Here is a 26,123-nt window from a genome sequence, read left to right on the forward strand (position 1 = left end):
CATCAACTCCCCGTGCGTGATGACGCGAGGTCACGATGGCCACTGAGGCGCGCAGACGGCTGTGGCTCGCCCTGGGCACCACGATCGTCCTGCTGGCCGTGCTCGTCCCACCGGGCCGGGCGGCAAGCTCCGCGCCCAGGGTGTTGACGGTCGCCGTCTCCCAGAGCGTGGACTCCCTGAGCCCGTTCCTGGCCCAACGCATGGTCGCGACCACCGTGCACCGGCTGATCTACGAGAACCTCACGAACTACGACGTCAAGGACGGTCGGGCCGTGCCGGGGCTCGCCACCTCCTGGACCGCTTCACCGTCCAAACTCGTCTGGACGTACGCGATCCGCCGCGGGGTGCACTGGTCGGACGGCCGGCCCGTCACCGCGGCGGATGCGGCCTGGACGTTCACCACGATGATGGAGAACCCGGAGGCGGCCACCGCCCACGGGAGCTACACGGCGAACTTCCGCAAGGTCACCGCCCCCGATCCGCACACGCTCGTCATCGAACTGCGCAAACCGCAGGCCACCATGGTCGCGCTCGACGTTCCGATCGTGCCCCGGCACATCTGGTCCCGGGTGCGCGACTTCTCGTCGTTCAACAACGACCGGACGTATCCGGTGGTGGGCAACGGTCCCTTCGTCCTGACCGACTTCCGGGTGGACCGGTTCATCAGGCTCACACCGAACAGGTCGTTCTGGCGGGGTGCGCCGCACTTCGACGAGTTGGTCTTCACGTACTACAAGGACGGGGACGCGGCCGTCGCCGCCCTGCGCAAGGGCGAGGTGTCCTTCGTCCACGGCCTGACCCCCGCGCAGGCGTCGGCGCTCAAACGCGAGACGGGCATCACGGTGAACGACGCGCCCGGCCGCCGCTTCTTCGCCCTGGCCACCAACCCGGGCGCACGCTCGCTCGACGGTCGACGATTCGGCAACGGACACCGGGCCCTCCTCGACCCCGCCGTCCGCAAGGCCCTCATCCACGCCACCGACCGGCGGACCATCGTCGAGAAGGTCTTCCGGGGCCATGCCGTGGAGGGTGCCGGATACATCCCGCCCCGGTTCCGCTCCTACTTCTGGCAGCCGTCCCCAGGACAGCGGATGGACTTCGCACCGGCCGCATCGGCAGCCCTGCTCGACCGCGCGGGCTACCGGCTGAAGGGGAGGCAGCGGCTCGGCAAGGACGGCAGACCGCTGCGGTTCCGGCTGCTCTGCCACGCCATCGACCCCAACGACAAGGCCGTCGGCCGATATCTACGGGAGTGGTGGGGCAGGCTCGGCATCGAGGTGCGGCTCGACTGCCGGGACAATGTCTCCGACCCCTGGCTGCGCGGCGACTACGACCTCGCGTTCGACGGCTGGTCGGTCAGCCCCGACCCGGACTTCGTCCTGTCGATCCACACCTGCGGCGCCCTGCCCGCGACTCCCCGGGGCACCGGTTCGACGGACAACTTCATCTGCGACCGGCAGTTCGACGCGCTGTACCGGCAGCAGTCGGCCGAGTACGACACGGTCCGCCGGGCCGACCTCGTCAAGCGGATGCAATCCCGGCTCTACGACACCGGCTATCTGCACATCCTCGCCTATCCGAACGCGGTCGAGGCGTACCGCACCGACCAGATCGCCTCGATCACGACCATGCCCGAGGACGGGGGCAACATCTGGGGGCAGGACGGCTACTGGAGCTGGTGGTCGGCGAAGCCGACGGTCGGTACGGCCGCCCGGATCGCGGTCGGGCCGTCCGCGGCGTCCGTCCTGTCCGGCATGGCGGCGGCCCTGGCCGTGGCGCTGCTGGTCGCCGGCCTGGTCGTCCGACGGCGGCGGGCGACGGCGGACGACCGTGCGTAGCGCCCCGCGGAACCCGAGCGCACCCGGGCTTCGAGCCGCGAGTGGTCAGGCAGCGGGCACCGCACTCCGTCGCGTCCCCGGAAGGGAGCCCCGCCCGTGACGTCGGTCGCGTACGCCGAGGAACGGGCCGGAAGTCCCCTCGCCGGCTATCTCCGCTACGGGGTCGGCAAGGTGGCCGGGGCCGTCGTCTCCCTGGTCGCCGTGCTGGTCACCGGGTTCTTCCTGTTCCGGATCATCCCCGGCGATCCGGTGAAGGCAATGACGCATGGAATGCCCACCTCTGCCGAACAACTGGCGACCCTACGCGCCCAACTCGGGCTCGACCGACCGCTGTGGCGGCAGTTCACCGACTACTGCGGAGCGGCCCTCGGCGGCGACCTCGGCATCTCGTACCAGTTCCACGCCCCGGTAGGCGAGCTGATCGCCGAGAAGCTCCCCGCGACCGTCCTGCTGACCGGGACCGCCGTACTGCTCTACTCGGCCCTCGGCCTCTGGCTCGGCACCCACTGCGCATGGCGGCACGGCGGGCGGATGGACCGGCTCACGACCGGGGTGGCGCTGACCCTGTGGTCCGTACCGTCCTTCTGGCTGGGTCTGCTGCTGATCGTCACCCTCGCGGTCGGCGCGGGCCCCGTCCCCGGGCTCTTCCCCACCGGCGGCATGGAGTCGGGCGGCACGCAGGGCTTCGCCCATGTCGTGGACGTGGCGCACCACATGGTGCTCCCGGTGTGCACGTTGGTCGCCGTCGGCTATGCGCAGACGCTGCTGGTGGTGCGGGCGTCGTTGCTGGACGAGTTGGGGAGCGACTATCTGACGACCGCACGGGCGAAGGGCCTGCGCGATGCCTCCGTGCGTCGACGCCATGCCGTACCCCATGCGCTCCTGCCCACGGTGACCATGGTCTTCATCAACCTCGGCCATGTGGTGGCCGGTTCGATCCTGGTGGAGACGGTGTTCTCCTGGCCCGGCCTCGGGGGCCTGTTCTACCAGGCGCTCAGCGTGCCCGATCTCCCCCTGGTGCAGGGGCTGTTCATCGTCTTCGCCGGAGTGATGATCCTGATGAACCTGCTGGCCGACCTGGCCTGCCCCTTCCTCGACCCCCGGGTGCGCCGATGACGTCCGCCCTGGTGTGGGCCCGTCGCCGCGGCTCGCTCGCCCGCTTCTGGCGGGGTTATCGCGAACAGCGCGCGGGGCTGTGGGGTCTCTCGGTCCTGCTGGTGATCGGTGCGGTCGCCGCAGCCGCCCCGCTGCTGGCGTCCGGGGATGTGCGGAGCGTCGCCGACGCACCCGGCGGGCCCATGGAGGCACCCAGTGGCGCCTACTGGCTGGGTACCGACCAGTTCGGCCGCTCCCTCCTCGGGCTGTTGGTGTGGGGCGCCCGGGTGTCGCTGGCGGTGGGGCTGCTCGCCGCGGCGCTGTCCGTGGCGATCGGCACCCTGGTCGGGGTCGTCGCCGGACACTACGGGGGCTGGTTCGCCACCGCCCTGATGCGGATCACCGACTGGTTTCTGGTGATGCCGGCGCTGGTGCTGGCGATCGTGCTGGCGACGGTGTTGTCCCGGGGCCTGTGGACGGTGATCCTCGCGATCGCGGTGACCAGTTGGCCGACCACGGCACGGCTGGTGCGGGCGCAGACGGTCGCGGTCGAGTCCCGTCCCTACATCGAGCGCGCCACCGCGCTCGGCGGCGGCCACCGGCACATCATGACCCGCCATGTGCTCCCGCAGGTGATGCCCCTGGTGTTGGCGCAAACGACGCTCGGCATCTCCACGGCCATCCTCACCGAGGCGACCCTCGCCTTCCTGGGCCTCGGTGACCCTTCGGTGGTCTCCTGGGGCGGGATGCTCCAGGACGCCCGGGAGGCGGGGGCGGTCTCGTCGGGGCACTGGTGGTACCTGGCGCCGCCCGGGATCGCGATCGCCTCGGTGGCCGTGGCGTTCACCGTGTGCGGACGGGCCGTGGAATCGGTGCTCAACCCCCGACTGGGGGCGGCGCGATGAACCCACCAGCGATGAACCCACCGGCGGTGCACCGGACCGGAGGGCGGCTGCCATGGACCGGGGGGCGGTTGCGGTGAACCTGCTGGAGGTGCGGGACCTCACGGTCACCTACGGTTCGGGGCCCATGGCGGTACCCGCCGTACGGGGCGTGGACCTGACGGTCAGCGCAGGACAGAAGGTGGGCATCGCCGGGGAGTCGGGCTGCGGGAAGTCCACGCTCGCCCTCGCCCTGCTGCGTCTGCTGCCCGCATCCGCCCGCTTGGACGGGCGGATCCTGCTCGACGGCGAGGACGTACTCACCATGCGCTGGGGCCGGCTGCGGGCGGTGCGCTGGGCCGGGGCCTCGATCGTCTTCCAGGGGGCGATGCACTCCCTGAACGCGGTACGGCGGATCGGCGAGCAGATCGCCGAACCGCTGCTCGTCCACCGTAGGGCCACACCGGCGGCGGCCCGGACCCTGGCGGGGGAACTGCTGCGGCAGGTCGGACTGCCCACGGCCCGCGCGGACGCCTATCCGCACGAACTCTCCGGCGGCCAGCGCCAACGGGTGATGATCGCGATGGCGCTGGCGTGCGATCCCTCGCTGATCGTCGCCGACGAACCGACCACCGCGCTCGATGTGATGATCCAGGCCCAGATCCTGCGACTCGTCCAAGCGCTGGTGACCGAACGGAACATCGGACTGGTGATGATCAGTCACGATCTCGCGGTCCTCGCGGACGTCTGCGATCGACTCGCCGTGATGTACGCGGGGCGGGTGGTCGAGGAGGGGCCGGCACGGGCCGTGTTCGACGCCGCGCGCCACCCCTACGGCCAGGCGCTCTCGGCCGCGTTCCCCCGGGTCGGCGACCCCGCGTCGCGCCTGGCGCCCCGCGGGCTGCCCGGCGATCCCCCCGACCCCGCCGCACTCCCCACCGGCTGTGCCTTCCACCCCCGCTGCGCCCGCGCACTGGAGCCGTGCACCCATCAGGACCAGTCGCTGACCGGGGACGACGAACACCGGGTCGCCTGTCTGCGTGCGGACGAACCGCAGGGTCGACCTTCAGGGAGCACCCCATGAGCCCCGAGCCCCTGCTGACCGCGGAGGGGCTGCACGTCCGGTTCCCCGGTCGCCGCGGCGGGCCCGACGTACGGGCCGTGGACGGCGTGGACCTCACGGTGGCGGCCGGCGAGATCGTCGCCCTCGTCGGTGAGTCGGGCTGCGGCAAGAGCACCCTGGCCCGGGCCCTGCTGGGTCTGGTGCCCGTGGGGGCCGGCCGGATCGGCTTCGCCGGTGCTCCGCTCCCCACCACTCCCCGCGGGCTGAAGTCCTTCCGGCGCCGGGTCCAGTTGGTCCTCCAGGACCCCAGTGGATCGCTCAACCCTCGGCACACGGTGTACGACGCGGTGTCCGAGGGGCTGCGGATCCACCGGTACGAAGGGGACGAACGGGAGGCGGTCTGCCGGGCGCTGTCATCGGCGGGTCTGCGTCCGCCCGAACGCTTCCTGCTGCGGCGCCCCCATGAGCTCTCCGGCGGTCAGCGACAGCGGGTCGTGATCGCGGGCGCACTGGCCCTGGAGCCCGAACTGATCGTCGCCGACGAACCGGTGGCCTCGCTCGACGCCTCGGTACGCGGGGAGATCCTGGCGCTGCTCCTGCGGCTGCGCGACGAACTGGGCCTGTCCGCCCTGGTGGTGACGCACGATCTGGGGTTGGCGTGGAACATCGCCGACCGGGTCGCGGTGATGTACCTGGGACGGATCGTGGAGTACGGCACGGTCGAGGAGGTGCTCACGGCGCCCCGGCACCCGTACACCCAGGCGCTGTTGTCGGTACTGCCGGAGGCGAAGTCGCCCGCGGTGGTCCTCGGCGGCGAACCGCCGGACCCGACGAGGGTGGCGGAAGGCTGCCGCTTCCACGAACGGTGTCCCCTCCTGGCCGCGGACCCCGCCGGGCGCGCAGCTCACTGTCGGAGCCGGGCGCTGCCGATCCTGACGGGCCCGGGGGCCGCCTGCCACTGGGTGTGACATCCGCCCGCCCACCCCGCACTCCACGGGGAGAGTGCTCCCGACCACGGCGAGAGGCGTTCCCCAGCAGACCTCTGGCCCCTACACGTTTCCTGCCGGTACGGTGATCGCCCCACGTGCGAGCCGCCGTCGTCTCCACCTGCCCGTGCACCCGTTGGAGACCCCGTTGTCCTCGTTCGCCCTGCCCTCGTCGGCGCTCGCCCCGCGGCGCGCCTGGCTGACCGATCTGCCCGTACTGCTGGTGGCCGTCGTGTGGGGCGCCAGCTATCTGGCGGCCAAGGGCATCACCACCACCCACACCGTCATCGCCGTACTGGTGCTCCGCTTCGCGGTGGTGCTGCCGGTCCTGATCGTCGCCGGACACCGCAGGTTGAGGGCCCTGACGGCGGCCCAGTGGCGGGGAGCGGGCGGCCTCGGGGCCATCCTCAGCGGCATCTTCCTGCTGGAGACCTACGGGGTCGTCCACACCTCCGCCACCAATGCCGGACTCATCATCAGCCTCACCATGATCTTCACCCCGCTCGCCGAAGCGGCGGTCACCCGGACCCGTCCGTCACGGGCCTTCGTCGGCGCGGCGGGACTGTCGGTCGCCGGAGTGGTGCTGCTGACCCAGGGCAGCGGGTTCACCACGCCGTCCGTGGGCGATCTGCTGATGCTGCTGGCCGCGGTGGCCCGGACGGTCCATGTGTTGGCCATGGCCCGGGTCGAGGCCGTCCGGAGCGCGGACTCCCTGTCGCTCACCACTGTCCAGTTGGGCAGTGCGGTGGCCGTGTTCGCGGTGTTGGCCGCGCTGCCCGGCACGGGTGCGTCCCCCTGGGCGGTGGCGGTCGGATTCGGCCCCCGGGAGTGGGCGGGGCTGCTGTTCCTCGCCGTGTTCTGCACCCTGTTCGCGTTCTTCGTCCAGATATGGGCCGTACGACGTACGTCCCCGTCCCGGGTCAGCCTGCTGCTGGGCACCGAACCACTGTGGGCCGCTGCGGTCGGCATCATGATCGGCGGTGAGCACCTGGGGGTACTCGGACTGGTGGGAGCGGCGCTGGTGCTCGGCGGCACGATGTGGGGCCGCCGGGCCGCGGACCGCGAGGGCTGATCGATTCGCGCCGATCCGCTCGGGCGATCGGTTCACGGCACGCGGGTGCGCCCCCTGCCGGTTCCAGCCGGGGCACACCCGTGGCGTGTTGGGGCGAGCAGCGCTCAGGAGGCGGCCGAGATCAGCTCACGGCACTTCTTGACGTCGGCGGTCATCTGCACCAGCAGATCATCCACGGTGTCGAACTTCTGCATCCCCCGGAGGTACGCCAGGAAGTCCACGGCGACGTGGAGACCGTAGAGGTCGAGCCCCACCCGGTCGATGGCGTACGCCTCGACGGTCCGCTGCGTACCGTTGAACTGCGGATTGGTGCCCACCGAGATCGCGGCGGGCATCCGCTCGCCGTTCGCGGTCAGCCAGCCCGCGTACACCCCGTCGGCCGGGATCGCCGTATGGGGCAGGGTCTCCAGATTGGCGGTGGGGAATCCCAACTCCCGGCCGCGCTGCGCCCCGCGCACCACCACGCCCTCGACGCGGTGGGGGCGGCCCAGGATCTCGTTCGCGCCCTCGATGTCGCCCTCGGAGAGCAGCCGACGGGTGAGCGTGGAGGAGAACGGTTCGCCGCCGCCCGCATCGCCCGTGACGAAGAGGTCGATGACCTCGACGTCGTAGTCGTAGGTGGCGCCGAGTTCCGCGAGGAAGGTGACGTTGCCCGCAGCCTTGTGGCCGAAGCGGAAGTTGGGGCCCTCGACGACCAGTCGGGCGTGCAACTTGTCGACCAGGACCTTCACGATGAAGTCGGCCGGCGAGAGCTGGGAGAACTCCGCGGTGAACGGCAGGATCAGCACCGCGTCCACCCCCAGTTCGGCCATCAGCTCGGCCCGTCGGTGGTGCGGTGAGAGCAGCGGCGGATGGCTGCCCGGGCGCACGACCTCACTCGGGTGGGGATCGAAGGTCACGACGACCGAGGGCAGGGAGAGTTCACGCGCCCGCTCCACGGTCCGACCGATGATCACCTGGTGGCCGCCGTGCACCCCGTCATAGGAGCCGATGGTGACGACACTGCGCCCCCAGTCCTCGGGAATGTCCTCCAAGCCACGCCAGCGCTGCACTGTGCTCGCTCCTCGCCCGAACCCGTTCAACAGATGTACCGATCTGCCGGTGTGTCGATTTTCCGACAGCCGATTGCCGATTACGCAGGTCTAAGACTGCCATGCCCACGCCGTACGGTTGGCATCGGCATCGCGCCACCGAGGTTCCCGACCGCTCGGCGAGCGCCCGGGCCGAGCACCCCGGTCCACTCCCTGGGGTCCCTGGCCAGGCAGCCTGCGATCAACCACGCGAATTCCGGGCGTTCCCTGGCCAACTCGACCACGATGCCGTCCCAGCGGGCGAAACCGTGCGGAGTGCGGGCGTAGAGGGTGCCGGTGCGGTGGATGAGATCACGGGTGCGGGCCATCGTGCGGACGGTGGCCGTACGGGCGGCTGCGCGCAGGAGGGCGTCGAGCACCGCGGGCTCGGGCGACCGTTCGCCCTGCTGCCGGAGCAGCGCCTCCAGCAGTTCGATCCGCAGCGGGTCAGCCCCGGGCTCTCCCGGTGCGGCGAGCACGGAGGCGAGCTCCTGTCTGAACTCCCCGGGACCGTCCTGGACCGCCTCGCTGACCAGGGGAAGCAGCAGGACCCTGGCGGCCGGTCCCTGGGTCAGCCGGTGTTCGACGAAGGCGGCGGCGTCCTGCGCGCCCGCGGGGTGGCACCGGATGTACTCGGCCACCAGCTGTGCTGCCCGGCGGGCCGGCCCGTGGTCCTGGAGCCGGGCCAGCGCGCGTACGACCTCGCCCGCGCCGGCGCCGTCCGCCCGTAGCCGTGCTCCCAGGACGGGGAAGACCCGGTCGGGGTGGGTGGCCAGGGCGGGGACGAAGGCGGCTGCGGGCAGTCCGGGAGCACCGGCCGACCAGCAGTCGAGGGCCCGGTCGAGGTGATGGGAGCGGGTGCGCGGGTCGCGGACGAGCACGGCGAGCGCAGGCCCCCGCAGTTCCGCGTCGGCGGGGTGCGCCAGGAGGGCGGACGCCGCGTACCGCAGCAGTTCGCCATCGGCGCCGCTGCTTGCGTGCGCCGCCACGACCGGGGCGTGGACCGCCGCCGCCCGTCGTCTCCCGGGCCGTGCGTCGTGCGCCCAGCGGTCCACTGCCCGGCACAGCGCGGAGGGCTCCGCCTCGGCGAGCGCGGCGAGGAGTTCCCGCGCACGGGGATGGTCGCTCGCCACCAGGGCTTCCGTCAGATCGTCCGGGGCGAGGTCGCGATGGGCGTACAGCAGGGCCCGCGCGGTTTGGGCCACGGTCGGGCCCGGCGCCGTGGGGGTGTGGGTCGCCAGCGGGGTCCGATCGGTGAACCAGCGGCACAGCAGGGGCTGGACGGTCAGCGGATCGGCGGTCAGCCGGGCGGCGACCGCTGCGAGGAAGGGGGGCAGGCCGTCGCGTGCCGGTGGATCGGCGGGAACCAACCGTCGCAGCAGATCGAGCCGGTCCGCCTCGGACAGCCTCAGTCCGCACCAGAACCGGGGGTCGAAGGCGGCGAACGCACCGGTGCCGGGCGGCCGGCGGGAGCGTGCGGCGATGTGGTCGGCCAGCGCCCGCAGCAGGGTGAGGTGGGCGCCGGGGTCGGGGACGGCGAGCAGGGTCCCGGTGAGGAGGTGTACGCCCCACCAGCGGGCCTCTGCGGCCCGCTCGCCGCGATCGGTGCCGTGGTGGGCGCCCGGTGCCCATGCGGAGCCGCCCGACGCCCGACCTGCGGGATCGGCCTGGCCGGGCGGGCGCGGTGGCGTGGCACGGTCCAGTCGGTCCACTGCTTCGATCATGTCCGCGAGGCGTTCGGCGAGCGCCACCGGCCCGCACCGGCGCTCCCGCTGGAGCAGTGCCTGCACCACCGGCCCGATGCGATGGTGCGGTACGGGCAGGGCGGCCGCGGGCGGGCCCTGCCGGGCGCCGGGGGGCGGGGGGACGTGTCCGGCCACCCCCGGCGGTCCGGGGTGCGCGGGCAGGGCGAACAGCGCGGTGCGCCCGTGGTGCACGAGGGCGTGCAGCGCCGCGTCGAGATCGAGGTGGAGCCCTTGGAGCCAGTCGGCTACCTCTTCGTGGGCGAAGCGGTAGCCGGCGCCGGTGGGGACCAGGAGCCCTTCCGAGAGGATCGCGGGGGCCCATCCGGTGCGCCAGGGGAAGAGCTCGTCGAAGGACTCCCGCTCCAGCTCGCCCTGGCCGGGGCCGAGGCACCGCCGAGCCGCCTCGTGGATCCGGCCCAACACCCGGGCGGCGAGCCGCCGGACCGCCAGCCCGCGCGGGGGTTGCCGGTCGAACGCGGCGATCCGCACCGCGACCCGGGCGCACTGGAGATCGAGGTGCGCGCGGAAGACCTCGGTGCGCGTGGGCCGACCGGGCGCCCCGCCGGGGAGCGCCCGCCGCACCTCGGCCAGTAGGCGCAGGGCGAGCGGACGGAGTTCCTCGCCCGGTGCGAGGGGTTCCGCGGGCAGTCCGTAGTGGCGGGCCGTCCGGTCGGCCTCAGCGGACGTGAGCGGGTGGAGGGGAATGGCAGGCGGTAGGGCGAAGGCGGGCCGCTCGGGGTGGTGCAGCAGGTGCCGGGGATAGAGGGCACCGGCCCGTTCCCAATGCTCGGGCCGGCAGCCGACGACCAGCGACACCCCGTGGGCGTCCAGCCAGCGCGCCGTGGCCGCGGTCCACTGCGGAAGTCGCCCGGCCAGCAGGGGCGGCATCTCCTCGGGCCCGTCGAGGAGCACCAGGAGGGGGCGGTCGGCGCCGCGGGCGAGGGCGGCGATCCTCTCCGGGGTGACGGTCGTCGGGTGAGGGTCGGGCCCGGCGCCGCACCGACGGCCGGGGCCACCAAGGGCTGCACAGGCTCCGACGGCTCCGTGCAGGGCCCGGGCGACGGCGTCGGTCAGACAGCGGTCGTCCGGCCAGAGGTCCGCCCCACGGAGCCACACCGTGGGAGCCGGCCCGGGGCCCTGTGCGCGCCGGGTGGCCCAAGCCATCAGTTCGGTCGTACGGCCCGACCCGGGAGGGCCCACGAGGGCGCACACTCCCCGGGTGACGGCATCGAGTTCCCTCTGTACAGGGGGCCGCGGCAAGGGCTCGGGCCAGGCGTCGGGGCACCTCGGCCCGCGGGCGGACAGCGCGGTGAGTTCAAGGACGGCCGCGAGGTTCAGATCCGCGCCGTGGCAGGGCACGGTCGTGGCATTGCGCTCGATGAGCGCCCCGAGCGGAGAGCCCGCAGGAAGGTCGACGGGAGGCAGCGGCAGGGCGTACGCGGACGCCGCACGTTCGCCGTGGAGGGCGGTTCCGACGAGGCCGACGACCGCACCCGTCGTCGCATCGATCAGCGGGCCGCCGGCCGCGGTGCCGCCGAGCGCGAGGGCGTCACCGGACCCGGGGGCGACGGCGAGCGCGAGGACGTCGTCGATGGGGTGGAACCGGTCGGTCGCGGTGTAGACGGCCGCGGTCCGCCCGAGGAGCCGCGCGCTCCGCCAACCGCGGGCCCAGAGCCTCAACCGGCAGTGCGGTGGGAGCGGTCGGCGCACCCCGATCGGCAGCGGCGGCACCGCGAGGTCCTCCGTGCGGACGAGGGCGATACCCGCCGCCGGGATCGAGGTGATCGCATCGGCTTCGGCGAGGCAGACCCGCTCACCGGGGCCGTGCACGACGACCCGCGAGAGCCCGTCGACGCACTCATGGCCGGTGACGACGGTGCCGAGGTGGTCGGCGACGAATCCGGTCCCGCGGTGCCGTCCCGCGAGATCGCAGATGCGTACCAGCGTGGCCGGGTCACCGCGTCCCATGACCTCGACGGTAGGTCGGCGGGGACGCGCGGGTGAAGGACGCGGTGCGAACGCGCCCCCCGCGTGCGCCCGCCGTGCCCCGAGCGCCTGGCCGTCCGGGTGAGCACGGCCGGGGAGGCCCGCACGTGCGGAGGCCCGCCGTGCAGCGAACGTTCCGCTCCACGACGGGCCTGTGCGGCGATCGGTCAGCCGAACACGGCCAGGCTCTTGGCCTTGCCCTTCTGCTCCTCCACCAGCGCGAGGAAGCGCCCCTGCGGCCCGAAGACCGCGACGGGCGACGTGTCGTACGGGGGCATGTCCAGTCGTACGCCGTGGGCCACCAGCTTGGCCCGCCGCTCGTCGACCTCCCAGCGGGCGAAGGCCGCGGCAGCCGCATCGGCGATGGGCATCACGGTCAGCTCCTCCTGGAGTTGGTCGAGCGTCCTGGCCGCATCCAGACCGTACGGGCCCACCCGGGTGCGTCGCAGTGCGGTCAGATGGCCTCCGACCCCGAGTCCGGCGCCGAGGTCACGGGCCAGCGCACGGATGTAGGTGCCGGAGGAGCAGACGACCGAGACGACCAGGTCCACGACCGGGGTGCCGTCTTCGGCGACGGCGCCTCGCACGTCGTACACACGGAACGACGAGACCGTGACCGGGCGGGCCGGGATCTCGAAGTCCTCGCCGCCGCGGACCCGGGCGTAGGAGCGCTTGCCGTCGATCTTGATGGCGCTGACCTTGGAGGGCACCTGCATGATGGCACCGGTGAGGGCTGCCACACCCGTGTCGATGGACTCGCGCGTGACCGCCGAGGCGTCCACCGAGGCGGTGAGCTCACCCTCGGCGTCGTCCGTGACCGTCGTCTGCCCCAGGCGGATGGTGCCCAGGTACTCCTTCTCGGTCAGCGCGAGGTGCCCGAGGAGCTTGGTGGCCCGCTCGACGCCGAGGACCAGGACTCCGGTCGCCATGGGGTCGAGCGTCCCGGCGTGTCCGACACGGCGGGTCCGGGCGATGCCGCGCATCTTGGCGACGACGTCGTGGGAGGTGAAGCCCGACGGCTTGTCGACGATGACCAGGCCGTCGGGGGTGTTCTGCTGTGTCATGCGGAGGTGTCGTCCTCGTCCTCCGGCTTGCGGTACGGGTCCGCTTCGCCCGCGTAGGTCGCGCCCGACGACGCCTCGCGCACCTTCTCGTCCGAGGCGCGCGCCTTGTCGAGGAGGTCTTCGATCGTCTTGGCGTTCTCCGGGAGGGCGTCCGCAACGAACGTCAGGGTGGGCGTGAACTTGGTTCCCGCCGCGGCCCCGACGGCGCTGCGCAGCACACCCTTGGCGCTCTGGAGCCCTGCTGCGGCGCTCGCCCGGTCCTCGTCGTCGCCGTAGACCGTGTAGAAGACCGTAGCCTCCCGCAGATCTCCGGTGACCCGAGTGTCGGTGATGGTCACATGGGTGCCGAGCCGCGGGTCCTTGACACCGCGCTGTAGCTTCTCAGCGACCACTTCCCGGATGAGGTCCGCCAGTTTCTTCGCCCGCGCGTTGTCGGCCACTGGTCCTTCTCCTTCTTACCTGCTTGCCTTGCCATCAGTCTTCGTCGCTGTGGAGCCTGCGTCGAACGGAGAGCAGCTCCACCTCCGGCCGGCCCGCGACAAACCGCTCACACCGGTCCAGCACTGCTGTGAGGTGCGCCGTGTCCCCTGACACCACCGCCAGGCCGATCTCGGCCCTGCGGTAGAGGTCCTGGTCCCCGGTCTCCGCCACGCTCACCGAGAACTTGCGTTGTATCTCGGCGACTATCGGACGGATCACGGAGCGCTTCTCCTTCAACGACCGTACGTCGCCAAGGAGCAGATCGAAGGACAGCGTCCCCACATACATGTATGTCCGGATGTCCCGCCGGTTCGGGTTCATGTGCGATGGAGGTGCGCCCACCGGGTCGAATGCCGAGGGTGGGAACACCAGAACCGTACATGCGGCAGCCGGGGCCGATCGACGGGTTTTCCCCGCCGATCGGCCCCGGCCGCGCCGTGTGCGATCAGCCGCGCGGCTTCTCGCGCATCTCGTACGTCGCGATGACGTCGTCGATCTTGATGTCGTTGAAGTTTCCGAGGTTGATACCGCCCTCGAAGCCTTCCCGAATCTCGGTGACGTCGTCCTTGAAGCGGCGCAGGCCCTCGATGTTGAGGCTCTCCGCGATGACCTTGCCATCGCGGATGAGACGGGCCTTGGTGTTCCGCTTGACCTCGCCGGAGCGGATGAGAACACCCGCGATGTTGCCCAGCTTGGAGGAGCGGAAGACCTCGCGGATCTCCGCCGTACCGAGCTCGACCTCTTCGTACTCCGGCTTCAGCATGCCCTTCAGGGCCGCCTCGATCTCCTCGATGGCCTGGTAGATCACCGAGTAGTAGCGGACGTCGACGCCCTCGCGCTCCGCCATCTGCGCGGCGCGACCGGCCGCACGGACGTTGAAGCCGATGACGATGGCGTCGGAGCCCATCGCCAGGTCGATGTCGGACTCGGTGACCGCACCCACGCCACGGTGCAGCACGCGGATGTCGACCTCCTCGCCCACGTCGAGCTGGAGCAGCGAGGACTCAAGGGCTTCGACCGAACCGGAGGCGTCACCCTTGATGATGATGTTGAGGTCCTGCACGAGGCCGGCCTTGAGCACCTTGTCCAGGTCCTCCAGGGAGACCCTGCGGGTGCGCTTGGCGAAGGCCGCGTTGCGCTCGCGTGCAGCGCGCTTCTCGGCGATCTGACGGGCCGTACGGTCCTCGTCGACCACCAGGAAGTTGTCGCCGGCGCCCGGGACGTTGGTGAGACCGAGGACGAGGACCGGGGTCGAGGGACCCGCCTCTTCCACGTTCTCGCCCTTGTCGTCGAGCATGGCGCGCACTCGGCCGTAGGCGTCGCCCGCGACCATCGTGTCGCCGACGCGCAGCGTGCCTCGCTGGACCAGGACGGTCGCCACGGCACCACGGCCGCGGTCGAGGTGGGCTTCGATCGCGATGCCCTGTGCGTCCTGCTCCGGGTTGGCGCGCAGGTCGAGCGAGGCGTCCGCGGTCAGGACCACGGCCTCCAGCAGGGAGTCGATGTTCAGGCCCTGCTTGGCGGAGATGTCGACGAACATGGTGTCGCCGCCGTACTCCTCGGCCACCAGACCGAACTCGGTGAGCTGTCCGCGCACCTTCGTCGGGTCGGCGCCCTCGACGTCGATCTTGTTGACCGCGACCACGATCGGCACGTCGGCCGCCTTGGCGTGGTTCAACGCTTCGATCGTCTGGGGCATGACGCCGTCGTTGGCCGCCACCACGAGGATCGCGATGTCGGTCGACTTGGCACCACGGGCACGCATGGCGGTGAACGCCTCGTGACCGGGGGTGTCGATGAAGGTGATCCGACGGTCCTCGCCGTTGACCTCGGTCGCGACCTGGTAGGCACCGATGTGCTGGGTGATGCCACCGGCCTCGCCCGCGACGACGTTCGTCTTGCGGATCGCGTCGAGCAGTCGGGTCTTTCCGTGGTCGACGTGACCCATGACGGTCACGACCGGCGGACGGGAGACGAGCTGCTCCTCGCCACCCTCGTCCTCGCCGAACTCGATGTCGAAGGACTCCAGGAGCTCGCGGTCCTCCTCCTCCGGGCTGACGATCTGGACCTGGTAGTTCATCTCCTGGGCCAGCATGACGAGCGTGTCGTCGGAGACGGACTGGGTCGCGGTGACCATCTCGCCGAGGTTCATCATCACCGCGACGAGCGACGCCGGGTTGGCGTTGATCTTCTCGGCGAAGTCGGTGAGGGACGCACCGCGCGACAGACGAATGGTCTCGCCGTTGCCGCGGGGCAGCATCACGCCGCCGACCGACGGGGCCTGCATGGCCTCGTACTCCTGGCGCCTCTGCCGCTTCGACTTGCGTCCACGACGAGCCGGACCGCCGGGGCGACCGAACGCGCCCTGTGTGCCGCCACGGCCACCGGGGCCACCGGGACGACCGGCGAAACCGGGACGACCGCCGCCGAAGCCGCCGCCACCACCGGGGCCACCGCCACCGGGACGACCGGCGAAACCGCCACCGCCGCCACCGGGACGACCGCCACCGCCACCGCCACCGGGACGACCGGCGAAACCGCCGCCACCGCCACCGCCGGGACGACCGGCACCAGCGCCACCGGGACGACCGCCACCGGCACCGGGACCGCGGCCACCGCCACCGGGGCCGCCGCCGGGGCGGGGACCGGCAGCCGGACGCTGCGGCATCATGCCCGGGTTCGGGCGGTTACCTGCGGGACCGCCACCGGGACGGGGGGCCTGCGGACGGGGCATCCCACCCGGGGACGGGCGGGCGCCGCCCTGACCCTGGGGACGGGGTGCGCCACCGGGGCCGCCCTGCGGGCGCGGGGCGCCGGGAGCACCCTGGCCGCCGGGGCGGGGTGCGCCACCGGGACGAGGGGTCTGCGGACGCGCCATGCCGGTGGAGCCACCGGAGGTGAAGGGATTGTTGCCCGGACGGGGACCGGCCGGACGGCTGCCGCCGGGGCGCGGGGCGCCCTGGCCTGCGGGACGTCCACCACGGTCGCCACCGCGACCCTGGCCGCCGTCACGCTGACCGCCGTCACGCTGGCCACCGGCCGGGGCCGGACGGGCCGGACGCGGGCCGGGGGTGGCGGGACGCGGGGTCTGCGGTGCGGCGGGCTGGGCCGGAGCGGAGAACTCCGCAGCGGGCACCGGGTTGACCGGGGCGGGCTTGGCCGGCGCGGGCTTGGGACCCGGGCGCGGGCCCGGAGCCGCCGGGGCCGGCGTGCTGGGGGCGCTGCTCGAAGGTGCTTCGGCGGCAGCCGGCCGGGGGGCCGGGGCGCCGGGCTTGGGAGCAGCGGGACGTGCCGGCGCGGCCGGGGAGGGCGCACCGGGCGTGGGGCCACCCGGACGGGGGGCGGGGGAAGGCGCTGCCTTGCGGGGCGCGCCGGGCTTGGCAGCGGACTTGCCGGCGGCGCCGGGTCCCTGCAAAGCGTCAGTCAACTTGCGTACAACCGGCGCCTCGATCGTCGAGGAAGCCGAACGGACGAATTCACCGAGTTCTTGGAGCTTGGCCATGACGACCTTGCTCTCGACGCCGAACTCCTTGGCGAGTTCGTATACCCGGACCTTAGCCACTTCGCTCCTTTTAGGTCCGGGTTACCGCCGGACCGTCGCTACTTCATGGGCGTACTCATCGCGTACTCATCGAGGGGTGCTCATCGCAATCTCGACCTACTTCCGACTCGCGAGGTACCTGACCGCACGGGATTCCGTGCCGTACATCTTCATTACGGTGCTGTCTGCGCCGTCCCGTGCGCGTCGTGCAGATGCCGACGCACTCCGGCCGTGTCGAGCGGTCCCTTGGCCTTGAAGGCCCGGGGGAACGCCCGGCGTCGTACAGCCAGATCGAGACAGTCCATGGCGGGGTGTACATATGCACCCCGGCCGGGCAGCGTACCGCGATCATCGGGGACGCATTCGCCTCCGACCACCACGATGCGCAGCAGATCGGTCTTGGCCGCTCGTTCCCGGCAGCCCACGCAGGTGCGTTCAGGGCGTAGGCGGGCATACGTCCGGCCAGACACGTTTAAGTCTACCTCCCCGTTGCGACCCCACCCCTTTGGGGCAAGAATCGAACGTTCGTTGTCTTGATATGGGTGACCACCGCAGCATATGGGAGGTCGCCCACCGCCCAGCTCAGCACCGGGCGGGCAGGTCAGCGCTGGCCGCCGGCCCGGTCGGTCCCGGCGTCTGCATCGGCACCGTCGGCGGGCTGCTCGGTGTCCGGGCGGATGTCGATGCGCCAGCCGGTCAGCCGAGCGGCCAGACGAGCGTTCTGCCCCTCCTTGCCGATCGCCAGGGACAGCTGGTAGTCCGGCACCGTCACCCGGGCCGAACGCGCGGCCAGGTCGACGACCTCGACCTTGCTGACCCGGGCGGGGGAGAGCGCGTTGGCCACCATCTCCGCGGGGTCGTCCGACCAGTCGACGATGTCGATCTTCTCGCCGAGCAGCTCGGCCATCACATTGCGCACCCGGCCACCCATGGGGCCGATGCAGGCGCCCTTGGCGTTCAGCCCGGAGCGGGTGGAGCGGACCGCGATCTTGGTGCGGTGGCCGGCTTCCCGCGCGATCGCCGCGATCTCCACGCTGCCGTCCGCGATCTCCGGGACCTCCAGCGCGAAGAGCTTCTTCACCAGGTTCGGATGGGTGCGCGAGAGGGTGACGGACGGGCCGCGCACTCCCTTGGCCACCCGCACCACATAGGTGCGCAGCCGCAGCCCGTGCGTGTACTCCTCGCCCGGGACCTGCTCCTGCACCGGCAGGATCGCCTCCAGCTTGTCGTCCAGCTTCACCAGGACGTTCTTCGGGTCCTTGCCCTGCTGGACCATGCCGGCGACGATGTCGCCCTCCCGGCGGGCGTACTCACCGAAGGTGACGTCGTTCTCGGCGTCGCGCAGCCGCTGCTGGATGACCTGGCGGGCCGTGGTCGCGGCGATCCGGCCGAAGTCCGACGGGGTGTCGTCGAACTCCTTGGGCTCCTGACCCTCCTCCAGATCGGCCGCGTCCTCCTTGGCCCACACCGTCACGTGCCCGGTCTCGCGGCTCAGCACCACGCGTGCGTGCCTGCGGCTGCCCTCGGTGCGGTGGTACGCGATGAGGAGGGCCGACTCGATCGCCTCGACCAGGAGGTCGAAGGGAATCTCCTTCTCCTGCGCCAGGCCCTTCAGGAGCTTTACGTCGATGTCCACGGCTACGCCTCCTCTTCCTGCTTCTTGTCCTTGCGGTTGAACTCGATCTCGACGCGCGCCTTGGCGATCTCGTCGAAGGCGGTGCGCCGGGCGGTGGGCTTGCGCCCCTTCACGCCGGGCACTTCGAGGTCGAGCCCCTCGTCGTCCACGGTGAGGATCCGGGCCACCAGTTCGCCGCCCTCGTGCAACTGCAATCTGACCAACCGGCCGACGGCGCGCACGTAGTGGCGGTGCTCGGTCAGCGGGCGGTCGGCGCCGGGCGAGCTGACTTCGAGTACGTACTCCTCCTCGCCCATGGCGTCGCTCTCGTCGAGCTTCTCGGAGACGGCACGGCTCAACTCGGCACAGGCGTCGAGCGTGGCTCCTTCGTCGGAGTCCACGATGATCCTCAGTACCCGGCGACGCCCCGCGCGGGACACCTCGATCTCTTCCAGATCCAGGTCCGCGGCGCTGACGAGCGGCTCCAGCAGCCCGCGCAGCCTCTCGCTCTGGGTGGTGCTCATCCGGGTGACTCCTCGGCCGCGTGTGCTGTTGTGGGGGCGTGGCAAGTCTGCGTGTCAGATCAAAGGGTATCCGGTCCGGAAGGGTGTTGCTGTCCACGTACGGGGGACCCACAGGTACGCTCGCCTGCGGCGATGATCACCGAGAAGTAGGGAGACACGCGTGGGGCGCACGGGGACGACACGCAGGCGTGCCCTCGTCGTGACGGCGACGGTCACCGCGGGATCGCTGGCGGGCTGCTCCGGGGGCGGCTCCGGAGCCGGCGCACGGGCCCGTGCGGAGCGCGCGGCGCAGCGTCGGGCGCAGGCCGATGCGACCCTGCGGAAACGGTTGGCCGCGGCCAGTGGGGCGCTGCGGGACCAGTACGACGCCACCGTGGCGCGTCACCCCCAGTTGGCCGGGCGGTTGACGGCACTGCGCGGCTCGGTGTCGGAGCACGTCACGGCGTTCGGCGGGAGCGTGCGCACGGCACCCCCGCCGGTGGTCCCCGAGGACGCCACGGCCGCGCTCCGCGCCCTCGCCACGGCCGAGCGGCACACCGCCGACGCCCATGCCGCGGCGCTGGTGGACGCGGAGCCGGAGTTGGCCAGGTTGTTGGCGTCCGTCGCCGCTGCCGGCGCGGCACACACCTATCTGCTGACCGCACCGGCCCCGAACGGGGAGGCCGCATGAGCACGCGGGCCCTGCTCGACGCGGTCCAGGCCGCGCTGGCAGCGGAGCACGCCGCCGTCTACGGCTACGGGGTCGTCGGCGCCCGCATCGACGATGCGCGCAGGGCCGATGCGGTGCAGGCCCACGACGCCCATCGCGCCCGGCGCGACGGGCTGGCCCGCACCGTGCGCGACCTGGGCGGCACCCCCGCCGCCGCCGCGCCCGGCTACGCCCTGCCCTTCCCGGTGCCCGACCCGGCCGCCGCCCTACGGCTCGCCACGCACCTGGAGGACCGGGTCGCCGGTGTCTACTCCGATCTCGTACGGGCCGCGAACGGCCAGCTCAGACGGGAAGCGGCGGTGGCGCTGCGGGAGGCGGCAGTGCGGTCGGTGCGCTGGCGGGGCACCGGCGTAGCCTTTCCTGGGCTCGCCGAGCGTGCGGCCCGTCCGTGAAGGGTCGTCCCCCGCCGGTCCCCCATGGCGGAGGCGCCACGGAGACAACGGTGGGCGTGGAGCGACAGAGGGATGTCGGCACCGATGACCGTGTCGACGTCTTTGGAGCTTTGGAGAGGGAAACACTCGCACATGGGTTTTGAAGCGCCCCGACGTCTGGTGCGGGCGCTCGGTGAGGGTGACGCCTGGCTCGCCCGGCTGCCGTCGATCGCCGAGGAAGCAGTGGACCGACTGGAACTGGCGGTCGAGCGGACCGTGGTCCCCGGCGGGCGGAGCAGTTGCGTCCTGCTCGTACGGCGGTCGGACGGCACTCCCGCGGCGCTGAAGCTTGCGCCCCCGTCCGCGGCGCCCGAGGTGGAGCGCGCGGCGTTGGAGCTGTGGGACGGCTGGGGTGCGGCCCGGCTGCTGCCCGCTCCCCCCGCGGAGGGCGCCCTCCTGATGGAGCGGTTGCACCCCGAGGTGTCCTTGCGCTCGCTCCCCGACGGCAAGGCCGTGTTGGAGGCGGCGGGGATCGTGCGTCGGCTCTGGGTGGAGCCGGGCGCGGAGCACGGTTTCGAGACGGTGGCCGAACGCACGGCCCGGCAGGCCAAGTCCCTGCGGGACACGGCGGAGCCGGCCGTCGAGCCGCTGGTGACGGCTGCTCTGGCCGCCCGCGACGAGTTGGCTGCGAGCTCGCCCGAGTCCCTGTTGCTGCACGGCAACTTCCGCCAGGGCAAGGTACTGGCGGGCGATCGTGCGCCCTGGGTGGCGGTGGGGCCCGATCCCCTGGTCGGGGAGCGTGCGTACGATCTGGGCCGGCTCGCCTGGGACCGGGTGGAGGACCTGGTGGCCGCGGCTGCGGGGGCTTCGGCGGCGCGGCGCAGGATCAACAAGCTCGCGGACTCGCTGGAGGTGGACGCGGAGCGGCTGCGCGGGTGGGCGCTGTTCCGCGCGGTGGAGTCGGCACGGCGGGTCTCCACCCGGGAGGCCGAGCTCCGGTGGGAGTTCGCGTCCTGGTTGTAGGCGCTGTGCTGGTTTCAGGCTTTGGCGTGGTTTCAGGCTTTGCCTTGAACGGGTGCACGGGCCTCGGATGACCGTGGACGCGACCGTGCCCCCTCAGCGCAATGGCCGAGGGGGCACGGTCGGGTCAGGCGCGCAGTTTGGCCACGGCCTCCGCGAGGGGCAGTTCCTCGCGCTCGCCGGTACGCCGGTCCTTCAGTTCGAGGACGCCTTCGGCGGCCCGACGGCCCGCGACCAGGATCTTGGGCACGCCGATCAGCTCGGCATCGGTGAACTTCACTCCGGGCGACACCCCGGGGCGCTCGTCCACCAGGACCCGCAGTCCCGCTTCGGCGAGCGCTTCGGCTGCCTGGAGGGCGAGCTCGATCTGGAGCGCCTTGCCTGCGGCGACCACATGGACGTCGGCGGGTGCGATCTCCGCCGGCCAGCACAGGCCCTTGTCGTCGGCGCTCTGCTCGGCGAGCGCGGCCACGGCACGCGAGACGCCGATGCCGTACGAGCCCATGGTGACCCGCGTGGGCTTGCCGTTCTGGCCGAGGACGTCGAGCTGGAAGGCGTCGGCGTACTTGCGGCCCAGCTGGAAGATATGGCCGATCTCGATGGCACGGTCCAGCTTGAGGCCCGTTCCACACGTGGGGCAGGGGTCGCCGTCCTGGACGACGACGACGTCCACGTACTCGTCGACCTCGAAGTCACGGCCCACGACGACGTTGCGCACATGGGCGCCGGCCTTGTTGGCTCCGGTGATCCACGCGGTGCCTGCCGCGACGCGCGGGTCGGCGAGGTAGCGGACCTTCTCAAGGCCCTGCGGGCCGACGTAGCCGCGCACCAGGTCGGGACGGTCGGCGAAGTCCTCGGCGGTGACCAGTTCGACCTCGGCGGGGGCCAGGTGGTCGGAGAGCTTGCCCAGGTCCACCTCGCGGTCACCGGGCACTCCGACGGCGACGATCTCGCCGTCCACCTTCACCAGGAGGTTCTTCAGCGTCGCGGCGGCGGAGACCCCGAGGTGCGCGGCGAGGGACTCGATGGTCGGGGTGTCGGGGGTGTCCAGCTCCTCCATGGCGGGGTGCTCGACGGGAGCCGGGGCCTCGCGGGTGTACGTCACCGCTTCGGTGTTGGCCGCGTAGTCGCACGCCGTGCAGTGGACGAAGGTGTCCTCCCCGGCCGCGGCGGGGGCGAGGAACTCCTCCGAAGCGGAGCCGCCCATCGCGCCGGACACGGCGGAGACGATGCGGTAGCTGAGCCCGAGCCGGTCGAAGATCCTGATGTATGTGTCGCGGTGGGCTCCGTACGACTCGATGAGCCCCTCGTCGGTGCTGTCGAAGGAGTACGAGTCCTTCATCAGGAACTCGCGGCTGCGCAGGATGCCCGAGCGGGGGCGGGCCTCGTCCCGGTACTTCGACTGGATCTGGTAGAGGGTCACCGGCAGGTCCTTGTAGGACGTGCACTGGTCCTTCACGAGGAGGGTGAAGATCTCCTCGTGCGTGGGTCCGAGGAGGTAGTCGGCGCCCTTGCGGTCCTTGAGCCGGAACAGCTCGGGCCCGTACTCCTCCCAGCGCCCGGTGGCCTCGTACGGCTCCTTGGGCAGCACGGCGGGGAGCAGGACCTCCTGGCCGCCCATGGCGTCCATCTCCTCGCGGACCACGCGGGCGACGTTCTCCAGGACCTTCTTGCCGAGCGGCAGCCAGGACCAGATGCCCGCGGCGTTGCGTCGGACGTAGCCGGCGCGGACGAGCAGTTTGTGGCTGAGCGTCTCGGCGTCTGCCGGGTCATCGCGCAGTGTCTTGACCATCAGACGGGACATGCGCTGGACCTGGGCTGCCATGAGGAAATCTCCTGCGTCAAGAAAGAGTGATGTGCAGGAGGTTAGCCGGGCCGCCGGTGAGGGTGGAAATCAGTTCCCGCGCAGCAGGGGCAGCGGGGCGCCCATCACGGCGTACGGACTGGGTGCGCTCGGGAAGTGGACCTGGAGCGCGAGGTCCCGGTAGCCGAGTCTGCGGTACAGCCCGCGGGCGGGCGATTCGATGTCGAGGGCGGAGAGGATGGAGCGCGGCTGGTGCACCGCGTCGGTGATGGAGGTGATCAGCGAGCGTCCGATGCCGCGGCCCTGGAAGTCGGGGTGGACATGGAGTTCGGTGATGACGAAGGAGTCGTCGAGCCAGTGGTCGATGTCGGCGCGGCGCAGATAGGGCTCCACGACGGTGGACCACCAGTGACGGCGGTCGTTGGGCATCCCGTAGACGAAGCCGACGAGCCGGCCGGAACCGGTCTGGGCGCCGAGGGCCCAGGCGCCCGGTTGGAGCATGTGGCGGTAGACGATGTGACGGCGCACCGCGATCTCCTCGTCGGTGAGCCCGAAGGCGAGGGCCTGCACCGCCAGGGCCTCGTCGATCCGCGAGGCGAGATCGAACGGCCCGACCACGACATCGGAGAGTGCTGCCATGCGCGAACCCTACTGGTCGCGCCGGGTGACCAGGACGGCGCACCGGTGCGGGCGGGCGCGGACGCCGGGGGTTCCGGGGGCGCGGGCGCCGCATTCGGGCCGGGTTCCGGGGGCGCGGGGTTGCGGATTCTGGGGGCGCGGGGTTGCGGATTCCGGGGGCGCGGCTCCGTTCAGAACAGGACGCTCATGAACGCCCCGGTCTCCTCGAAGCCGACCCTGCGGTACGCGGCCCGGGCGGGGGCGTTGTAGTCGTTGACGTACAGACTGACGACGGGGGCGATGTCGGCCAGGGCATAGCGCAGCACGGCGGCCATGCCCGTTTCGGAGAGTCCTCGGCCGCGGTGTTCGGGGTCGACCCAGACGCCTTGGACCTGGCACGCCTGGGAGGTGGCCGCGCCGATCTCGGCCTTGAAGATGACCCGGCCGTCGTCGATGCGGGCGAACGAACGTCCGGCGCCGACGAGTTCGGCGACCCGTGCCTGGTAGAGCAGCCCGCCGTCGCCCGCCATCGGGGAGACGCCGACCTCCTCGGTGAACATGGCCACGCACGCGGGCATGATCACTTCCATTTCATCCTTGCGGATGCGGCGGACGTAGGGGTCGGGCGCGATGTCGGTGGGGACGTGATCGGTCACCATCAGCGGCTGGTGGGGGCGTACGTCGCGGGCCGGGCCCCAGCTGGGTTCGAGCAGGCGCCACAGGAGCGCGGTGGGTTCGGCCGGGCCGACGATCGAGGAGCAGCGGCGGCCGGCCCTGCGGGCGCGGTCGGCGAAGGCGCGGACGGCTTCGGGGGTGGCGCAGATGGGGACGAGGTTGGCTCCGGAGTAGCACAGTGAGCGGAGCCGCCCGTCGGTGTACCAACCCCACATCTCGCCACCCAGCCGCCATGGGTCGAGCCCGGCGACCTGGACGCGCGAGGTGACGAAGGCGTTCGTCACGGGCTCGCTCTCCAAGACGGCGAGCGCCGCTTCGAGGTCGCTGGGTTCGAGGACCCGGGTGGTGGTCTGCGTCAACACGAGGGGGCCTCACCAAACGGTCTGCTGGTCTCCGCACTGTACCTGCCGGGCGGGCCGGGTGCCGAGCGGTGGGAGGCCCCGCATTCCGTCGTGGGACGGGTGCGGGGCCGGTACTGCCTGGTGCGGGGGTGGTCGGCGCACTCGGGGGCGGGAGCCCCGCGGAGGAGCCTCCACAGGTAAGGACGTCACCGGCCCGGGGGAAGCCGGGCCGCGGCGGGCCCCTTCGGGCCTGATCCGCCCGCGGCGGACGTCAGCCGGCGACGGAGACGGTCGGCTCGCCCGAGGGGATGCCGTTCTTCTCCATCTCCTCGGCGATCTTCATCGCCTCGTCGATCAGGGTCTCGACGATCTTCGACTCGGGAACGGTCTTGATGACCTCGCCCTTGACGAAGATCTGACCCTTGCCGTTGCCGGACGCGACGCCGAGGTCTGCCTCACGGGCTTCGCCGGGGCCGTTCACCACACAGCCCATGACGGCGACCCGCAGGGGCACCTCCATGCCCTCAAGACCGGCGGTGACCTCCTCGGCGAGCTTGTAGACGTCGACCTGGGCCCGACCGCAGGAGGGGCAGGAGACGATCTCCAGTCGGCGCTGGCGGAGATTGAGCGACTCCAGGATCTGGATGCCGACCTTGATCTCCTCCGCGGGCGGGGCGGAGAGGGAGACCCGGATCGTGTCGCCGATGCCCTCGCTGAGCAGTGCCCCGAAGGCGACGGCCGACTTGATGGTGCCCTGGAAGGCGGGGCCGGCTTCGGTGACGCCGAGGTGGAGCGGGTAGTCGCACTGGGCGGCCAGTTGGCGGTAGGCGTTGACCATGACCACGGGGTCGTTGTGCTTGACCGAGATCTTGATGTCCTGGAAGCCGTGCTCCTCGAAGAGGGACGCCTCCCACAGCGCGGACTCGACGAGCGCCTCGGGGGTGGCCTTGCCGTACTTCTTCAGCAGGCGGGCGTCCAGCGAACCGGCGTTGACGCCGATGCGGATGGGGGTGCCTGCGTCGAGGGCCGCGGCGGCGATCTCCTTGACCTTGTCGTCGAACTGCTTGATGTTGCCCGGGTTGACCCGGACCGCGGCGCAGCCGGCGTCGATCGCGGCGAAGACGTACTTGGGCTGGAAGTGAATGTCCGCGATGACCGGGATCTGGGACTTGCGCGCGATGATGGAGAGGGCGTCGGCGTCGTCCTGGGTGGGGCACGCCACCCGGACGATCTGGCAGCCGGAGGCCGTCAACTCGGCGATCTGCTGGAGCGTCGCACCGATGTCGGAGGTGCGCGTCGTGGTCATCGACTGCACCGAAACCGGGGCGTCACCACCCACCGCGACGGATCCGACCTGGATCTTCCGACTGACCCGTCGGTCGGCGAGCTTGATCGGAACGGTAGGAATACCGAGAGAAATCGCGGTCATCTGCTGTGCAACCCCAAGGTGTGGATCGAGGTCCCGAGAACGGCGGGCTCCAGGGGTCCGAGGTTACGGCACCACGGTTACGACAAGCACATCGCGCGGGGAAAACACCCCGCATAGTGGGGCGGCCGGGTGCGACGGCTCATCGAGGACAGGATGTAGGAGCCGAGGGGTTTGTCGCCCGCTTCCTTGGCCGCGT

General features: G+C 71.7%; 22 protein-coding genes. 9 read left to right on the forward strand and 13 right to left on the reverse strand.

All coding sequences use genetic code 11. The features are described from left to right. Positions 1-35 precede the first annotated feature (35 nt). The 6 genes from ABZ348_RS32750 to ABZ348_RS32775 all read left to right on the forward strand — a co-directional run bounded on the left by ABZ348_RS32750 (position 36) and on the right by ABZ348_RS32775 (position 6,935). Positions 36-1,838, forward strand: a complete 1,803-nt coding sequence (locus tag ABZ348_RS32750; protein WP_358939313.1) for an ABC transporter substrate-binding protein — start codon at positions 36-38, stop codon at positions 1,836-1,838. 96 nt (positions 1,839-1,934) lie between these two features. Further along, the gene (locus tag ABZ348_RS32755) at positions 1,935-2,954 is read left to right on the forward strand and encodes an ABC transporter permease (protein ID WP_358939315.1); all 1,020 of its coding nucleotides are present in this window, start codon (positions 1,935-1,937) and stop codon (positions 2,952-2,954) included. Next, entirely contained in the window at positions 2,951-3,838 is an 888-nt protein-coding gene (locus tag ABZ348_RS32760; protein ID WP_358939317.1) for an ABC transporter permease, read from the forward strand. The genes ABZ348_RS32755 and ABZ348_RS32760 overlap by 4 nt, the downstream gene beginning before the upstream one ends. Positions 3,839-3,890: 52 nt before the next feature. Next, the gene (locus tag ABZ348_RS32765) at positions 3,891-4,898 is read left to right on the forward strand and encodes an ABC transporter ATP-binding protein (protein WP_358939319.1); all 1,008 of its coding nucleotides are present in this window, start codon (positions 3,891-3,893) and stop codon (positions 4,896-4,898) included. Beyond that, entirely contained in the window at positions 4,895-5,845 is a 951-nt protein-coding gene (locus ABZ348_RS32770) for an ABC transporter ATP-binding protein (protein ID WP_358939321.1), read from the forward strand. Before ABZ348_RS32765 ends, ABZ348_RS32770 begins: the two co-directional genes overlap by 4 nt. Positions 5,846-6,011: 166 nt before the next feature. Then, the gene (locus ABZ348_RS32775; RefSeq protein ID WP_358939352.1) at positions 6,012-6,935 is read left to right on the forward strand and encodes a DMT family transporter; all 924 of its coding nucleotides are present in this window, start codon (positions 6,012-6,014) and stop codon (positions 6,933-6,935) included. Between the two features lie 104 nt (positions 6,936-7,039). On the opposite strand, the gene ABZ348_RS32780 is transcribed toward ABZ348_RS32775, so the two are convergent. From ABZ348_RS32780 to rimP, 9 genes are all read right to left on the reverse strand, one after another. Continuing rightward, a complete protein-coding gene (locus tag ABZ348_RS32780; protein WP_358939323.1) occupies positions 7,040-7,987 on the reverse strand; it encodes a bifunctional riboflavin kinase/FAD synthetase in 948 nt (315 codons plus the stop codon). 80 nt (positions 7,988-8,067) lie between these two features. After that, the gene (locus ABZ348_RS32785; protein WP_358939325.1) at positions 8,068-11,718 is read right to left on the reverse strand and encodes a serine protease; all 3,651 of its coding nucleotides are present in this window, start codon (positions 11,716-11,718) and stop codon (positions 8,068-8,070) included. A gap of 185 nt (positions 11,719-11,903) precedes the next feature. Then, positions 11,904-12,800 carry a tRNA pseudouridine(55) synthase TruB gene (truB, locus tag ABZ348_RS32790; protein ID WP_358939327.1) on the reverse strand — a complete coding sequence of 299 codons (897 nt, stop codon included), beginning with the start codon at positions 12,798-12,800 and terminating at the stop codon, positions 11,904-11,906. Further along, positions 12,797-13,240, reverse strand: coding sequence for a 30S ribosome-binding factor RbfA (rbfA, locus tag ABZ348_RS32795; protein WP_358939329.1), 444 nt, complete (start codon positions 13,238-13,240; stop codon positions 12,797-12,799). Before rbfA ends, truB begins: the two co-directional genes overlap by 4 nt. 34 nt (positions 13,241-13,274) lie before the next feature. Further along, positions 13,275-13,568, reverse strand: a complete 294-nt coding sequence (locus ABZ348_RS32800; RefSeq protein WP_358939331.1) for a DUF503 domain-containing protein — start codon at positions 13,566-13,568, stop codon at positions 13,275-13,277. Between the two features lie 157 nt (positions 13,569-13,725). Continuing rightward, positions 13,726-16,842 (reverse strand): translation initiation factor IF-2, encoded by a 3,117-nt coding sequence (gene infB / locus ABZ348_RS32805; RefSeq protein WP_358939332.1) that lies wholly within the window; start codon positions 16,840-16,842, stop codon positions 13,726-13,728. Between the two features lie 152 nt (positions 16,843-16,994). Next, positions 16,995-17,291, reverse strand: a complete 297-nt coding sequence (locus ABZ348_RS32810; RefSeq protein WP_358939334.1) for a YlxR family protein — start codon at positions 17,289-17,291, stop codon at positions 16,995-16,997. 131 nt (positions 17,292-17,422) lie between these two features. Then, positions 17,423-18,457: a transcription termination factor NusA gene (gene nusA, locus ABZ348_RS32815; protein WP_358939336.1), complete on the reverse strand. Its 1,035-nt coding sequence runs from the start codon at positions 18,455-18,457 to the stop codon at positions 17,423-17,425. Positions 18,458-18,459: 2 nt separating this feature from the next. Continuing rightward, complete coding sequence (gene rimP, locus ABZ348_RS32820; protein WP_358939338.1) at positions 18,460-18,960, reverse strand: ribosome maturation factor RimP; 501 nt, start codon at positions 18,958-18,960, stop codon at positions 18,460-18,462. Positions 18,961-19,120: 160 nt separating this feature from the next. Between rimP and ABZ348_RS32825 the strand changes: the two genes are divergently transcribed. The 3 genes from ABZ348_RS32825 (at position 19,121) to ABZ348_RS32835 (ending at position 21,063) form a co-directional block, all read left to right on the forward strand. Continuing rightward, a complete protein-coding gene (locus tag ABZ348_RS32825) occupies positions 19,121-19,630 on the forward strand; it encodes a hypothetical protein (RefSeq protein WP_358939340.1) in 510 nt (169 codons plus the stop codon). Beyond that, positions 19,627-20,061 (forward strand): ferritin-like domain-containing protein, encoded by a 435-nt coding sequence (locus tag ABZ348_RS32830; protein ID WP_358939342.1) that lies wholly within the window; start codon positions 19,627-19,629, stop codon positions 20,059-20,061. Before ABZ348_RS32825 ends, ABZ348_RS32830 begins: the two co-directional genes overlap by 4 nt. A 132-nt stretch (positions 20,062-20,193) precedes the next feature. Continuing rightward, on the forward strand, positions 20,194-21,063 hold the full coding sequence (locus ABZ348_RS32835; RefSeq protein ID WP_358939344.1) for an aminoglycoside phosphotransferase family protein: 870 nt from the start codon (positions 20,194-20,196) through the stop codon (positions 21,061-21,063). Between the two features lie 124 nt (positions 21,064-21,187). On the opposite strand, the gene ABZ348_RS32840 is transcribed toward ABZ348_RS32835, so the two are convergent. The 4 genes from ABZ348_RS32840 to ispG form a co-directional block, all read right to left on the reverse strand. Then, positions 21,188-22,885, reverse strand: a complete 1,698-nt coding sequence (locus ABZ348_RS32840; protein ID WP_358939346.1) for a proline--tRNA ligase — start codon at positions 22,883-22,885, stop codon at positions 21,188-21,190. Between the two features lie 69 nt (positions 22,886-22,954). Then, on the reverse strand, positions 22,955-23,503 hold the full coding sequence (locus ABZ348_RS32845) for a GNAT family N-acetyltransferase (protein WP_358939347.1): 549 nt from the start codon (positions 23,501-23,503) through the stop codon (positions 22,955-22,957). 170 nt (positions 23,504-23,673) lie between these two features. After that, positions 23,674-24,516 (reverse strand): GNAT family N-acetyltransferase, encoded by an 843-nt coding sequence (locus ABZ348_RS32850; RefSeq protein ID WP_358939354.1) that lies wholly within the window; start codon positions 24,514-24,516, stop codon positions 23,674-23,676. Positions 24,517-24,769: 253 nt separating this feature from the next. Continuing rightward, a complete protein-coding gene (gene ispG / locus ABZ348_RS32855) occupies positions 24,770-25,927 on the reverse strand; it encodes a flavodoxin-dependent (E)-4-hydroxy-3-methylbut-2-enyl-diphosphate synthase (protein ID WP_358939348.1) in 1,158 nt (385 codons plus the stop codon). Positions 25,928-26,123: the final 196 nt, after the last annotated feature.

The organism is Streptomyces sp. NPDC005963 (assembly GCF_040638655.1).
Lineage (GTDB): Bacteria > Actinomycetota > Actinomycetes > Streptomycetales > Streptomycetaceae > Streptomyces.